Genomic DNA, 13,731 nt, shown 5'->3' with positions numbered 1-13,731 from the left:
TATTGCAAGCGCTGATTTTGGCGGATTAGCGCCGCAGCACCTGCACTGGCAAATCGCCGGACTGCCCTTGTCTGTGCGTTAAGACTGCGCCGTTGCGGCTGGCTTTGATGTACCAAGTGCTCTCCGCCGGTCGCCATACCGCCAAATCGGTCAGCCCATCGCCGTCGTAATCGCCCGGCACGGCTTGATCACGATAAGGATCGCTGCCCGAACCCCAGACACTGATCCGGTAATCATTGGTCGCGCTTTGCCAGATGTACCAGGTGCCGTTTGACCCGCGCCAGACGGCCAAGTCAGTTTTGCCATCGCCGTCATAATCACTCGCGACCGGCACATCCGTGCCCACGCCCCATTGCTTGACGAAGTATTGGCCGTTGCTGCTGTACTTGACCAGCCAGGTGCCCGTCGCACGCCGGAAGACCGCGACATCTGTTTTGCCATCGCCGTCGTAATCGCCCGGCATGGGCACATCGTTGTACGGCGCGGCGCTCGATCCCCACGTCACCGTGTCAATCATCCCATCCGCACTGCGCACGATGTACCAAGCGCCGTTCGACCCGCGCCAAACAGCGATGTCAGTTTTGCCGTCGCCATCATAATCGCCGGGTACGGGCACATCGGTCGCCAGGCCCCATTGCTTGACGAACGCGCTGCCGTCGCTGCTGCGTTTCACATAAAACGTGCCGTCGCCCGGACGAAATACCGCCAAGTCCGTTTTCCTGTCACCGTCATAATCGCCGCAAAGCGTTACGTCGCCCGCCGCGCCCCAGCTTTGCGTGACGGCTTGCTGGTTACTGCTTTTCACGATGCGCCACAGACCTTCATTCGCCGCCCACAACGTCAAGTCGGTTTTGCCGTCGCCGTCGTAATCGGCCAACTGCGCCAGCGCCGTGGCTGCCGTGCGCGCCGCCGCACTCGCGCCGATGGTCAGCGCATAAACTCGCTGGCCCGTGCAGTTGTTGGCATCCGTCGCCGTAATCGTGAAGTTGTACGTGCCCGCCGCCGCCGGATAGCCGTAAAGCAGTCCCGCCGCGGCATACAGCGTCAGACCCGCTGGCAACGCGCCCGCCGTCACGGCGTAGCTGTACGAACCGCTGGGCGCGGCAGTGAGTGATTGCGAATAAAGCTGGCCCGGCGCGCCGTTCGGCAAGGCCGGTAACGTGATCGTCGGACACGCGCCGCTGCCGATGGTGAAGCTGTACGCGCGTTGGCCCGTGCAATTGCCAAAGCCCAGCGCCGTGAGCGTGAAGTTGTATGTCCCGGATGCCGTGGCCGTGCCGCTGACGACGCCAGTGGCCGCATTGAGCGACAAGCCTGGCAGCAACGCGCCTGCCGTGACTGCGAATGAATAATTGCCGCCCGGCGGTGCAGCCGTCAGCGTTTGGTTGTAAGCCGTATTAAGCGACGGCACAGGCAACGCCGACAACAGCACCGCCGGACAGCCGATCTGAAGTGCGTAGCTTTGTACGCCCACACAACCATTGGCCGCCATCGCGCGGACGGTAAAATTGTAGGTTCCTACCACGACCGGCAAACCGCTGAGCAGCCCGCTTGCAGCATTGAGCGTCAACCCGGCGGGCAGATTGCCTTGCGCCAAGCTGAAAACGTAAGCGCCCGCTGGTGCGACGCTGAGCATTTGGTTGTAGGCAATACCCGCCGCGCCCGCTGGCAACGTGCCCGGCGTGATGACCACCGTTCCACAAGGCGGCGTCGGCGGCGGCGTCGGCGTCGGCGTCGGCGTCGGAGTTGGGGTCGGCGTCGGTGTTGGCACATCACCATCGGGCCAGAAGCCACTGGCGAGCGCGAATTGGCCGCCGCCGGATTGCTCGGTCAGGTTTTGGCCCACCGAAGCGCCCAGGTTGAAATTGCCGCCGTTGCTGAATTCACCGCCGCCGGGCAAGACCGCGCGCGGCATTTCGATCACGCCCGCAGGCGCAGCGGTCAGCACGGGCGCGGCGCTCGGTTCCGTTTGGACGGCTGGCGCGACGCGCGGTTGTTCTTGTGTCCGCGCAGGCGCTGTCGTCACGCGCGGCGTTATGGACGTGGTGAGGGCGCGCGCGAATTCGCGGCCCCGCGCCGTGGCTTTGCACAAAGCGCCCCGAAAACAGTCCCCGATTTGTGCAACTCGGATTTTTGCACAAATCGGGGACCCATATCGCCTTGCAAAATAAGGCAATGTAACTAACCGATTTGTGCAAACCTTGAACGACTTATGCAAATTGAGCGGTTTGTGCAAAGCCCCGCGCCGTACCGAAGACCAGCCCGGCCTGCAACGCCACCGCAAGCAGCACGAGCAGCGCCAAGCGGCGGCACCGTGAATGAGGTGTCACTTGAGTATTCATCGCTCTGCCTCCGTTTGCGTGGTTATTGCTGGTTGGATTTGCACAGTGCCGCGTCCGCCCCGAAGCGAGGATCCGCGCAGACGATGCGTTTGAGTTGTTCGATTTGCGCCTGTTGCTCTTTGACGGCGTTGACCAGCACGGCGCTGATTTGCGCGTACTTGACGCCTTCGACCTCGCCTTTGTCGTTGCGGTAGGTAAGTAGCGGTTCGACCGCGGCGACCTCTTCGGCGATAAAGCCGAGGTCGTGCGCGCCGCCTTCTTTCCAATCGAAGGTGACGGGGCGCAGACGCTGAACGACGTTGAGGCCGCTGGTCAAGGATTCGACATTTGATTTATAGCGCAGACTCGACGAGCAAGCCCCAATTCGCTTTGAACTGAAGTGATAACACAACTGATCGGTGGCTCCGCCATTCACGCCAGTAAGGTAGACCACCCCGGGAAGGGTAAGAATGCCGGGGGCGATGACATTGCCTGTGGGGCGGCCAAGCATAATCGTATCGGAAGCACTGACGACCGCGCCCGCCCCAAGCGCGGTGGCATATGACAAGCCATTGGCTCCGAAGTTCGTGCTCGCGCCAAGCAAGGTGTTGTTGCTGCCGCTGGTTTGCGTCAGGCCGCTGGCATAGCCGACGAAGGTGTTGAAGTCGCCGGTGGCGTGCTGCGGCGCGGCGCTGAAGCCGATGAAAGTATTGCGAATGCCAGTCGTGTTGACCGCACCGGCATAAGCGCCGAAGAAGGCATTCGCCGCGCCGCTGGTATTCGCGCTCCCGGTTTCTGCGCCGAAGAAGGCGTTGTTACTCCCTGTCGTGATAATGCCTGCGCGGCGGCCAAAAAAGGAGTTGAGGCTTGTCGCTCCCACACTTGCGCCAGCGCCAGCGCCGAAGAAGGAGTTGGCAAACCCATTGCCATTCAGGCCAGCTTCGGCACCGAAATAGGCGTTTCCCTGGCCGGTTTGGTTGGAACTGCCTGACCTAAAACCGAAAAAGGTGTTTTGCTCGCCGGTCGAGTTACCGCTGCCGGCACTTTCGCCAAAGAACGCATTGGCGCTGCCGGTCATGTTGCTATAGCCTGCGGCGCTGCCAAAGAAGGCATTCGATCCGCCGCCCGAGTTGTTGGCGCCCGCGCGGTCGCCGAAAAACGCGTTGAATCTGCCGCCCGTGTTGGCCGCGCCTGCGTTCACTCCGAAGAAAGAATTCTGTCTGCCAGTCGTGTTGGCCGCGCCTGCGTTCACTCCGAAGAAGGAATTACTGAAGCCGGTCGTATTCGCCGCACCGGCAGACAAGCCGGCAAAAACATTGCCGCGCTGGCTATCCGCGCTCAACACGCGCTGCCCGCCCAGGTTGTATTGCGTCGCCGTATTGACCACGTTCCCGCTGAGCGTGCCGCCCGCCGTGCCGTTGCCATCAATGTTGAAATTGCTCGCGGCCTGCTGCGTCGTCGCGTTGTTGATGTAGCTGCCGCCGCCCGGCAAGCTGCCCGGCGGCAAGGTGCCCGTGATCTGCGCCGCCGGGATGGGGCCGGTGACGGTCTCGGCAGTCGTCGCGTTAAGGGCGCGAATCGCATACGGCGTCGAATTGATCGGCTGGCGCGGTGTCAGCGTCATGTACGTGCCCGTGCTCGCCCCCTGCCGCACGCTGATTTCCAGCCAGCGCGCCGCGCCCGGAAAGGCTGCCGCGCCAAAATCCAGCGTCGTACTAAACACGCCGTTCGTCACATTCACATCGTCGCGCGTGACCATTGTGCCGATTTGATTGCCGTTCACGGCGGCGTCGTAAAGTTTGAATTGCAGGTCATACGGCCCGTTGGCGGAGGCGCCGCCGTCGGTCAAGCGGCCCTGATAGGTGAACGAAGTGGTCTGCGCTGCCAAGCTGCCGGTCAAACAGGCGAGCAGCACGGCCAAGCGTAGCAGTGATTGTCGAAGCGTAGCGTTCATTGAGTCGGTTCCTCCTTGCAGGTTTGCGGGCCTGCGGGTTGAAGCGGGATTGCGCAGGCGACGCCGTCCGCGCCGCCTCATCTGAAAGCGTCCGTTTTTCGCTTCCACTGAGGCATGCACCGTCGCGCGGCGGATTCCTTCACCGAAACATATACAGCAACAGTTTTGTGCGGAATTTTGACCTTGCGGCAGGGCTGCTATAATCGCCGCGTTTTCCCAGGCGCACATCCACAACCTTTCCCCCACATGGCGATGGCAATTGCACCCTCGACAATTTCTGTGACGGGCACGCCGGGAGCGGCGGGCGTCAGCCAATTGCTGCTGGCCTGGGGCCAGGGCGACGAAGGCGCGCGCGACCAGTTGATCCCGCTCGTTTACGAGGAACTGCGCCGCCTGGCGCGCCAGCACATGCGCCGCGAACGCCCCGGCCAAACCTTGCAAACCTCGGCGCTGATTCACGAAGCTTATTTGCGGTTGGTGGGGCAAAGCGTACCCTGGCAAAACCGCGCGCATTTTTTCGGTATTGCGGCACGGCTGATGCGCGAAATCCTGGTCAATCGCGCGCGCGACCGCCAACGGCTCAAACGCGGCGGCGCGCAACAACCGGTCTCGCTCAGCGCCGCCGCCGAGGTAGCGAGCGGGCGGGCCATTGAAGTTCTGGCCCTGGACGACGCCTTGAAAAGTCTGGCTGAGCTTGATCTCCGCAAAAGCCAGATCATCGAGCTACGCTTTTTCGGCGGCCTGACGACCGCCGAGATGGCCACCGTGCTGGGCCTTTCCGATTCCACCATTGAACGCGAATGGCGGCTAGCCAAGGCCTGGCTGCAACGTGAAATGGAGAGAGAAAAGTGAAAAGTGAAAAGTGAAAAGTGAAAAGTGACCGAAGACTTCTTCACTGTTCACTTTTCACTTTCTATCCTATGTCCCCAGAGCGCTGGCAACAGATCAATCAACTTTTCCACGACGTACTGGCCCGCCCGCCCGCCGCGCGTACCGCCTTTCTCATACAAGTCTGTCAGGAGGATGACGAACTGCGTGATGAGGTGCAGGCGCTACTCGCCGCCGACGACCAAGCCGGCGCGCTGGTTGAACAGCCGCTGAGCGGGTTTGCCGCCGAGCTAATGTCCGATTTGCCCAGCACTGCGCCCTTGCCCGCCGCCGTCATCGGCACACGGTTGGGCGGCTATTAGATTTTGCGTGAATTGGGGCGCGGCGGCATGGACGAAGTTTATTTGGCGCACGATCAAAAAATGGGCCGCCAGGTCGCGCTCAAACTGTTGCCCGCACGCTTCACCCACGACCCCGAACGGCTGCATCGCTTTCGCCAAGAAGCGCGCGCCGCCTCGGCCTTGAATCATCCGAGCATCGTCACGATCTTCGACATCGGCCAGGAGAACGGGCGGCATTTCATAGCGACTGAGTACGTCGAAGGCCGGACCTTACGCACGGTTTTGCAACAGGAACGTTTCACGCCTGTGCAGGCGTTGGACATTGCCAGCCAGGCCGCCAGTGCGCTAGCGACAGCGCATCAGGCGGGTATCATCCACCGCGACATCAAACCCGAAAACATCATGTTGCGGCCTGACGGTTACGTGAAGGTGCTCGACTTCGGCCTGGCGAAGCTGACCGAGTTGCCTGTGTCAAAGAGTGGGGAAGACAGCGGGAGCGAGGTCGAGACACGCGCAGCGGATTTGCCCGCGAGTTTCGAGACGCGGACAGGCATGGTGCTAGTACTCCATCAAGCTGAAAATGAGGGATGTAGGGCGGGATTTAATCCCGCCCTACATCCCGGATGCGCTCTCAGCATCCATCACTTACAGCTTGATGGAGTACTAGGCACGGTGGATTACATGTCGACTGAACAGGCGCGCGGACAGAAAGTGGATGCGCGCACAGATTTGTTCAGCCTGGGCGTGGTGTTTTACGAATTGCTAACGGGCAAGCGGCCGTTCAGCGGCGTGACGCGCAATCACGTGCTGGTGGCGATTCTGGATGAAGCGCCGCTGCCGCTCACCGCACATTGGCCCGCCGCGCCCGCCGCGTTGCAAGCCATCGTCAGCCGGGCACTGAGCAAAGACCGCGACGAACGTTATTCGACCGCCCAGGAATTGCTCATCCAGCTTAAACAGTTGAAAGATGATTTGGCGCTTGCCGCACAGCTTGAGCGGGGCCGCGCGAGCGGTGAATTGCGCCCGCCGCCAGTCACGCGCGACAGCGCTGTCACGACTGATCCGGAAGCCAGCCGCAAGACCACAGGCGCGCTTGCCTTACTACGTGAGTTGCGCCAACGCAAGTTCAGGTCGGCGCTGGCCTAGGTGGGCGTGTTGATGTTGCTCGTGGCGGCGGCCATAGGGCCGCTCAAATGGTGGGGGGCGGGCACACGTAAACAACCCTTCGTGCGCAAGCAGATCACGCGCTTCTCAGTGCCGACCGAACCGGAAGGCGGCGCGCTGTCGCCCGATGGCAAGTGTGTTGTTTACCTCGCGCTCGAAAATGACGGTCGAAGCCTCTGGATCAAACAGGTCAATGGCGGTGGCAGTGCGCGCATTGCTGATCTGGGTAGTAATAAATTCGTTTGGTCATTAGCGGTCTCGCCCGACAGCAATTTTGTTTATTACGTCCTCAATGAACCGCAAGGCCCAGTGCTTTATCGAGTGCCTCTACTCGGCGGCCAGCCACCGCGCCAACTCCCCGCGAAAATCACCATCTTTGCCAACGAGAATTTTTCGCCGGATGGTCAGCGTGTGGCGGTCGGTAAGCCGCTGCCGGGCACAGGTGGGATGGCCTTGAAGCTGGTGACGCTGGCAAGCGGCGCCGAACAAGTGCTAGCCACCTGGCCCGACGCCACCGTGGAAGGCCGCGCCTGGTCACCCGATGACCGCACCGTGGCTTATGTCGTGCATAAGCTCAACGACCCAGGGGGCAAAAACTTTTATCTCGCGGAACGTCCGGTGGGCGGTGGGCCGGAACACATTATCATCCCCGCACAGACGCAACCGCTCAGAAAAGTGCTCTGGCTGCCCCAACGCCGCGGCCTGTTGGTGGAAATGCGTAGCGAAACGTCAGGCTCGTATCAGGTCTACGTCGCCTCTTATGCGGATGGCACACTGCGCCCGCTCACCGAGGACACCGACGAATACTATGCCAACGGCTTGACCACCGACGGACGGACGTTGCTGATGTCTCGGCTCGACCGCCTTGGGAGTATTCAGGTGGCGCCGCTGGCCGCGCCGCGACGGGCACAGCCGCTCATCCCAGGCTTGAATTTTTTCGATACGCTGGCTTGGACGCCCGACGGGCAGGTGCTCTACAACCAACTGGCCGAAAGCGGCAACAATCTCTGGCGGCTCACACCCGGCCTCGGCACCACGCAACAACTGACCACCGCGACCGGCGCCAATTATTACCCCTGTGCCACGGCGGATGGCCGTTACATCGTCTTCACCTCCACGCAAGCGGGCGGCGAACAACTCTGGCGCATCAACGCCGATGGCGGCCATCCGCTGCAACTAACCACACAAGGCGGCACCCGCCCGCAATGCGCGCCGGACAGCCAATGGATCGTTTATGAGAACGGCCGCAGCCCGCATCCTTATGGAAGATTGCTATCAACGGCGGCCCGCCCACGCCATTAACTCAACCCGGCACGGCCAATCCGGCGCTTTCGCCCGACGGCCAGCAACTCGCGTGTGAATACCACGATCCAGCCACCGGGCAATGGCGGCTTGCGGTTATCCCGGTTACCGGCGGCACACCCAGCCAAACTTATCCCGTCACCGTGGGCAATGGAGCGTTGCGCTGGGCGCGCGCTGGCCGCGCGTTGCTGTGGGCCTCAGGCCATGCGCAAGGCTATTACCAAACTATCCGGCTTCAACCGCTCGACGGCGGCGCACCGCAAACGTTGCTGGAATTGCCGGATCAGAAACTCTATTGGTTCGACCTCTCACCCGATGGCCAGCGGCTTGCCTACATCAGCGGCAATTTCGCGCTTAGCTTTTTGCTGGTGCGTGAACTTGATTGAGCTGGCATACGGTGTTGCGCCAGGGCGTCAGGGCTTGCGCAAGGTTTGCGGGTGGCGCGCCAAAAACGCCTGCACGATGGCGGCGGGTTCGCGGCGTTCGACCTCGGCTTCGTAATTCATCTGCCGCATCTCCTGATCCGAAATCAATCCGCTCAAGCGTTCGAGCAGCGGGCGCAGCTCAGGATGCTGTTGCAACGTTTCGTTCCGCACGACCGGCACGGCGTGATAGGGCGGGAAATAATGCCGGTCGTCTTCCAACGCAAACAAATCCAGCTTGGCGATCAAGCCATTGGTCGCATCGCCTGAGATTAAATCTACCTGGCGCTCGGCTAGCGCGCGGTAGGTCAGCGACAAATCCATTGAGAGCGGCGTTGCGGCAAACTTCAACCCATACGCTTGCACCAAGCCGCGATAGCCGTCTTCGCGATCCAGAAAGGCGGCGCCAAAACCCGCCCGCAACTGCGAGGAAATGCGCGCCGCATCCGAAATCGTTTTCAGCCCACGCTGGCGGGCCTCTGTGCCACGCACCAGAATTACATAGGTGTTGTTGAAACCCAGCGGCGGCAGCATCGTGCGTTCCGTCGCGGCATAGCCAGCGGCGACGCGGCGCGTGACCTCGTCGGCATCGAGCAGCACCGGCTGTTTGAAAATCGCCGTCAGCGCCGTGCCAGTGTATTCGACATAAAGATCAAGATCGCCCGCGCGCAAGGCCGTCTCGCAGACCAGCGTGTCGCCCAGGTTGAGCTTGCGCGCGACCGCGAGCGGCGTGTTGCGTTCGATCACTTGCGCCAGCAATTCGCCGAGGATGACTTGCTCGGTGAAGTTTTTAGAACCGACGACGATGCGCCCGCCTTTGCGTTCGGCCAGCAACAATCCACCTGTTAGCAAGACTAAAACCAATGCCGTTGAAGCCGCCGCGATCAGCAAACCACGCGGGTTGCGTTTGTGGCCGGGCGCGAGCCAGCGTTCCAACCAGCCCAACGCCCCGTCCGCGGCCAATGCCAACAAGGCCGCCGGAATCGCGCCCGCCAGGATCACGGTGCTATCCACGCTGGCGACGCCGCGAAAGATGTATTCGCCTAACCCGCCCGCGCCGATGGCTGCCGCGATGGTCGCCGTGCCCACGCCGACCACGGTGGCGACGCGAATGCCCGCCAATATCGAAGGGCGCGCCAGCGGCAATTCGATATAGCGCAAGGTCTGCGCGTCGGTCAGCCCCAGCGCCATCGAGGCTTCGCGCAAGGGCCGCTCGACGCTTTGCAGGCCATTGACCGTCAGCCGCATCACCGGCAACAGCGCATATAGCGTCAACACGATCAAGGCCGTCTTCGCCCCGATGCCGCCGATCAGCGGTAGCGGGATCAAAAAGCCGAACAGCGCCAGGCTGGGAATGGTTTGCAGCACATTCGCCACGCCCAACAGCGGCACGCCCAGCCGTGGCCGTCGCTGCGCCAACACGCCCAGCGGCACGCCCAGCAAGACCGCGATGCCGGTCGAAACGGCAACCAGCGCAATGTGGCGCAGGATGGCCGTGAGAAATTCGGCCTGATGATGGAACCAGAATTCGAGTAGACGCATAAACGCGAAACGCGGACGTGCTGCCGGATTGATTATGGATTGACGGCGCGATTCTAAAGCGAAACCGGCAGGATTGATATGTTTGAGCGGGCGAGCATTTTTCATTCTCCATTCGCCATTCTCCATTCTCTTGCAGTAGGCAGGCTGTTGGAGAGGGCCCTCCTGCAAGAGAAGGTAGAATGGCGAATGAAGAATTGGGAATGCCTTGCTCAGGTCAACGTTGGCATTGCCTAAGGGCTGTGCTAGAAACACGACGCGCAGTTCGAGCACGTTCATCTCACAAAAAAATGGCAACTTACGACGATCTCAGCCTGCACGTCAGGCTGTTTATGAAAGGCTATCCGTTCGCGCGCTACACGCTTGACCCCGTGCCGTGCGCGCCGTTGCGGAAGCCGCTCAGCCAAGCGCGCGTGGCCCTCGTCACGACCGCCGGATTGCGTACACCTGAACAGGCTGAGTTCGATCATTCGATCAAAATGGGCGATACGTCATTTCGGGAAATCCCGAATGACGTGGATGTGCCGACGCTGATCGAATCGCATCGCAGCTACGCCTTTGACCACACGGGCATCGAGGCCGACCGCAATCTGGCCTTCCCGCTCGAACGGTTTCGTGAGTTGACGGCGCAGGGCGTAATCGGCGCGTTGAACTATCGGCATTTCAGTTTTATGGGTTCGATTGTCGGCCCCGGCAAATTGATTGAAGAGACGGCCCCGGCGGTGGCGCGCAGGTTGCGCGACGATGGTGTCGAAGTGGCGTTGCTGACGCCCGTCTGACCGATGTGCAACCAGACGGTCGGTCTGGTGCAAGCGGCGCTCGAACGCGCAGGGATCACAACAGTTTCGCTGTCGTTGTTGCGTGAGGTCGCCGCGATTATCAAACCGCCCCGCACGTTGTTTGTGCCGTTCCCGCTGGGGTTTCCGCTGGGCGCGCCGAACAATGTCGAATTGCAACACCGTGTGATTGCAGCGGCATTGGCATTGTTGCCGCGCAATGATGTGCCTGTGCTCGCGGAATTCATGGATTGACTATGACTGCTATCACTTCTTGCCAAGCCAGGCTCGAACGTTTCTTCGAGCTTTCGGCGCACGGCACCGACATCCGCACCGAGATTGCTGCCGGAGTTACGACGTTTTTGACGATGGCTTACATCATCTTCGTCAACCCGGCGATTCTGAACGAAGCGGGCGTGCCGTTTGCCGGCGCTTTGTTTGCGACGTGTCTGGCCTCGGCGGTGGGATCGCTGTTGATGGGCGTGCTGGCGAATTATCCCTTCGCGCTAGCGCCGGGGATGGGGCTGAACGCCTATTTCACTTACACCGTGGTGAAAGGGCTGGGGCACGATTGGCGCGTAGCGTTGGGCGCGGTGTTCATCTCTGGCGTAGTGTTTTTGGTCTTAACGCTGGCGCGCATTCGCACGTTGATCGTGGATGCGATTCCGCTGACATTGAAAACCTCGGTGGCGGCGGGCATCGGCCTGTTCATCGCGTTTATCGGGTTGAAGAACGCGGGCATCGTGATCGCTTCGCCCGCGACCTTTGTGACGCTGGGGCACATCACGTCGAAGCCGGTCGTGCTGATGCTGATTGGTTTGTTGCTAACGGCGGCGCTGATGGCGCGCGGCTACAAGAGCGCGATCATCATCGGCATTCTGGCCGTGACCGTGGCGGCGATGGCGCTGGGCGTGGCGAAACCGCCGACGGCATTGATTCAAAAACCGGATTGGCAGTCGGCGTTTTTGCAACTGGATATTCGCGGCGCGTTGCGCGTGGGGCTGCTCGACATCGTCTTCGTGTTTCTGTTCGTGGACATGTTCGACACGATTGGTTCGCTGATGGGCTTGGGGCAGCAGGCGGGCTATTTGACGGCGGAGGGCAAACTGCCGCGCGTTAATCGCGCCTTGCTGGCCGATGCGATTGCGACGATTGCCGGTTCGCTGTTTGGGACTTCGACGGTGGTGACATATATCGAAAGCGCGACCGGCGTGAGCGAAGGCGGGCGCACCGGTTTGACAGCAGTTGTCGTCGCGTTTCTGTTTTTGCTGGCGACGTTTTTTGCGCCGCTTGCCGGAGCGATTCCGCCGATTGCGACGGCGCCGGCCTTGGTGCTGGTGGGCGCGTTGATGATCCGCTCCGTGCTCTCGATCAAATGGGACGATTTGACCGAAGCCTTGCCCGCGTTTCTGACTTTGCTGGCGATGCCGCTGACGTTTTCGATTGCGAATGGCTTGGCGCTGGGCTTTATCTTTTATGCCCTGCTGAAAGTGTTGACGGGGCGGGCGCGCGAGGCGAGTCCGATGGTGTATGTGTTAGCGGTGCTGTTTATTTTGCGTTATGTTTATTTGAGTGGCGAATGAGGAAGGCGATGGCGTAAACCAGCGCGCCGCCAAGCATGAATCCGCCCAGCACATCGGTCAGCCAGTGCACGCCGAGATAGACGCGGCTGAAGCCAATCAGCGAGATCAACAAGGCCGCGCTCAACCAAAAATACCAACGCCACCGCGGCCATGCTTGCGCCAGCAGTAGCGCCACCATGCCATACACTGCCATTGACGACGTTGCGTGTCCACTGGGGAAGCTGTAATCGCCAGGCCGCACAATGAGGGTGTCCCAGAGTTGCGGGCGGGCGCGTTGGAAAAAGAGTTTGAGTTGGGGATTGATCAGATAGCTCAGGCTGAAAGCCAGCAACAACAGCGCGGGATCGCGTTTGCGCCGCTGCCGGATGAGCAGGAACGCGCCGCACAGCAAGGCAAAGAGCAATAACGTCCGCGGCTCGCCGCCGCGCGTGAGCGCGCTCATCCAGGCATCCAGCCAGGGTTGCGCGCGCGAGTGAACCCACAGGCTGAAGGTGCGATCAAATTCGGCGATTGGGTTCAGCATAGGACTTACGCACAAGAGCATGGAGTTCAGGCTTCAGCCTGTGTTGGAGAGCGTGCACACAGGCTGAAGCCTGAACTCCATGCTCTTGTGTCACGTTTGTCTGCAACTTTGCGTAAGCCTTATAGCACGCAAGCCGCAAGCATCACGTCACACTACCGCCATCCACCGTTACGACTTCGCCGACCATATAGCTGTTGCGATCTGAAACCATGAACGCGGCGAATTCGGCCAGCTCTTCGGGATGGCCCAGGCGGTTGCGCGCGACCCAGACCTTATGCATTTCCATCAACCGCGCTGGCAGCGCGTCGGCTAGGTCCGTGTCGAAGAGGCCGGCGGCAATCGCGTTGACCGTGACACCGAAAGGCGCGGCTTCGCGCGAGAGGCATTTGGTGAAACCGATGATGGCGGCTTTGGACGTGGCGTAATGCACGGCGGTCGGCAGCGAACGGATCGCGCCGATGCTGGTCAGGTTCAGGATGTTGCCGGCGCGCTGGCGCAGCATGATTTTGAAGACGGGCTTGGTGACGTTGAAAACACCGTTGATGTTGGTATTGATGACTTCGTCCCAGGCGTGCGGGGTGGTGGTGGCGAAGATGTCACCGCGATTGATGGCGGCGTTGTTGACCAGCACGTCAATGCGGCCAAACTCTTCGCGAATGTGGCGCACCATTTTGTTGATGCCGGGGCGGTCGGTGACGGGCACTTTGAAGGCCAGTGCGCGGCGGCCCAACGCTTCGACCTTGGCGATGACCTCGGCGGCCAGGTCGTCACGCAGGTTATAATTGAAAGCGATGTCCGCGCCTTCGCGGGCGAAGATTTCGCAAAGCGCGCGTCCGATGCCGCGCGTGCCGCCAGTGATGAGTGCCTTTTTCCCTTCGAGTAAGAGTCCCATAGTTGAGTAGTAAGTTTGGAAGATGCCGAAAAGAAGGCGGGATGATAGCGTAGTGGTCAGTGACAAGAAAGCCGCTGCCGAGGAGA

At 61.0% G+C, this 13,731-nt stretch carries 13 protein-coding genes; 8 read left to right on the top strand and 5 right to left on the bottom strand.

What is annotated here, in order from left to right; genetic code table 11:
• Positions 1 to 25 precede the first annotated feature (25 nt).
• Together HY011_00270 and HY011_00265 are read right to left on the bottom strand one after the other, a co-directional pair.
• Positions 26 to 2,092 (bottom strand): putative Ig domain-containing protein, encoded by a 2,067-nt coding sequence (locus tag HY011_00270; GenBank protein MBI3421363.1) that lies wholly within the window; start codon positions 2,090 to 2,092, stop codon positions 26 to 28.
• A 272-nt stretch (positions 2,093 to 2,364) separates the two neighbouring features.
• Complete coding sequence (locus HY011_00265) at positions 2,365 to 4,275, bottom strand: tail fiber domain-containing protein (protein ID MBI3421362.1); 1,911 nt, start codon at positions 4,273 to 4,275, stop codon at positions 2,365 to 2,367.
• 252 nt (positions 4,276 to 4,527) lie between these two features.
• On the opposite strand from HY011_00265, the gene HY011_00260 reads away from it, so the two are divergent.
• The 5 genes from HY011_00260 (at position 4,528) to HY011_00240 (ending at position 8,296) form a co-directional block, all read left to right on the top strand.
• Complete coding sequence (locus HY011_00260; GenBank protein MBI3421361.1) at positions 4,528 to 5,127, top strand: sigma-70 family RNA polymerase sigma factor; 600 nt, start codon at positions 4,528 to 4,530, stop codon at positions 5,125 to 5,127.
• A gap of 68 nt (positions 5,128 to 5,195) precedes the next feature.
• A complete protein-coding gene (locus HY011_00255; GenBank protein ID MBI3421360.1) occupies positions 5,196 to 5,465 on the top strand; it encodes a hypothetical protein in 270 nt (89 codons plus the stop codon).
• 27 nt (positions 5,466 to 5,492) lie between these two features.
• Entirely contained in the window at positions 5,493 to 6,590 is a 1,098-nt protein-coding gene (locus HY011_00250; GenBank protein ID MBI3421359.1) for a serine/threonine protein kinase, read from the top strand.
• Positions 6,591 to 6,596: 6 nt separating this feature from the next.
• Positions 6,597 to 7,910, top strand: a complete 1,314-nt coding sequence (locus tag HY011_00245) for a PD40 domain-containing protein (GenBank protein ID MBI3421358.1) — start codon at positions 6,597 to 6,599, stop codon at positions 7,908 to 7,910.
• A 158-nt stretch (positions 7,911 to 8,068) separates the two neighbouring features.
• Positions 8,069 to 8,296, top strand: a complete 228-nt coding sequence (locus tag HY011_00240) for a hypothetical protein (protein MBI3421357.1) — start codon at positions 8,069 to 8,071, stop codon at positions 8,294 to 8,296.
• Between the two features lie 27 nt (positions 8,297 to 8,323).
• Here HY011_00240 and HY011_00235 read toward each other — a convergent pair whose 3' ends face one another.
• The gene (locus HY011_00235; GenBank protein MBI3421356.1) at positions 8,324 to 9,874 is read right to left on the bottom strand and encodes an ABC transporter permease/substrate-binding protein; all 1,551 of its coding nucleotides are present in this window, start codon (positions 9,872 to 9,874) and stop codon (positions 8,324 to 8,326) included.
• 287 nt (positions 9,875 to 10,161) lie between these two features.
• On the opposite strand from HY011_00235, the gene HY011_00230 reads away from it, so the two are divergent.
• The 3 genes from HY011_00230 to HY011_00220 are packed head-to-tail and all read left to right on the top strand — an operon-like array spanning position 10,162 to position 12,230.
• On the top strand, positions 10,162 to 10,650 hold the full coding sequence (locus tag HY011_00230) for a hypothetical protein (protein ID MBI3421355.1): 489 nt from the start codon (positions 10,162 to 10,164) through the stop codon (positions 10,648 to 10,650).
• A 3-nt stretch (positions 10,651 to 10,653) separates the two neighbouring features.
• Entirely contained in the window at positions 10,654 to 10,902 is a 249-nt protein-coding gene (locus tag HY011_00225) for a hypothetical protein (GenBank protein ID MBI3421354.1), read from the top strand.
• A 2-nt stretch (positions 10,903 to 10,904) separates the two neighbouring features.
• A complete protein-coding gene (locus HY011_00220) occupies positions 10,905 to 12,230 on the top strand; it encodes an NCS2 family permease (protein MBI3421353.1) in 1,326 nt (441 codons plus the stop codon).
• Here the strand turns inward: HY011_00220 and HY011_00215 are convergent.
• Positions 12,196 to 12,753, bottom strand: coding sequence for a phosphatase PAP2 family protein (locus HY011_00215; protein MBI3421352.1), 558 nt, complete (start codon positions 12,751 to 12,753; stop codon positions 12,196 to 12,198). The two genes, HY011_00220 and HY011_00215, sit on opposite strands and share 35 nt — an antisense overlap.
• 142 nt (positions 12,754 to 12,895) lie before the next feature.
• The gene (locus tag HY011_00210; GenBank protein MBI3421351.1) at positions 12,896 to 13,645 is read right to left on the bottom strand and encodes a 3-oxoacyl-ACP reductase FabG; all 750 of its coding nucleotides are present in this window, start codon (positions 13,643 to 13,645) and stop codon (positions 12,896 to 12,898) included.
• Positions 13,646 to 13,731: the final 86 nt, after the last annotated feature.

Source organism: Acidobacteriota bacterium (genome assembly GCA_016196035.1).
GTDB lineage: Bacteria > Acidobacteriota > Blastocatellia > RBC074 > RBC074 > JACPYM01.
This window is presented reverse-complemented; position numbering and strand designations above follow the sequence as displayed.

What these genes read in the sequence shown, in the direction of transcription:
- HY011_00220 (MBI3421353.1), top strand. Translation starts at nt 10,905, where the DNA reads ATGACTGCTATCACTTCTTGCCAAGCCAGGCTCGAACGTTTCTTCGAG.
- HY011_00255 (MBI3421360.1), top strand. Translation starts at nt 5,196, where the DNA reads ATGTCCCCAGAGCGCTGGCAACAGATCAATCAACTTTTCCACGACGTA.
- HY011_00250 (MBI3421359.1), top strand. Translation starts at nt 5,493, where the DNA reads ATGGACGAAGTTTATTTGGCGCACGATCAAAAAATGGGCCGCCAGGTC.
- HY011_00235 (MBI3421356.1), bottom strand. Translation starts at nt 9,874, where the DNA reads ATGCGTCTACTCGAATTCTGGTTCCATCATCAGGCCGAATTTCTCACG.
- HY011_00230 (MBI3421355.1), top strand. Translation starts at nt 10,162, where the DNA reads ATGGCAACTTACGACGATCTCAGCCTGCACGTCAGGCTGTTTATGAAA.
- HY011_00265 (MBI3421362.1), bottom strand. Translation starts at nt 4,275, where the DNA reads ATGAACGCTACGCTTCGACAATCACTGCTACGCTTGGCCGTGCTGCTC.
- HY011_00215 (MBI3421352.1), bottom strand. Translation starts at nt 12,753, where the DNA reads ATGCTGAACCCAATCGCCGAATTTGATCGCACCTTCAGCCTGTGGGTT.
- HY011_00225 (MBI3421354.1), top strand. Translation starts at nt 10,654, where the DNA reads ATGTGCAACCAGACGGTCGGTCTGGTGCAAGCGGCGCTCGAACGCGCA.
- HY011_00260 (MBI3421361.1), top strand. Translation starts at nt 4,528, where the DNA reads ATGGCAATTGCACCCTCGACAATTTCTGTGACGGGCACGCCGGGAGCG.
- HY011_00210 (MBI3421351.1), bottom strand. Translation starts at nt 13,645, where the DNA reads ATGGGACTCTTACTCGAAGGGAAAAAGGCACTCATCACTGGCGGCACG.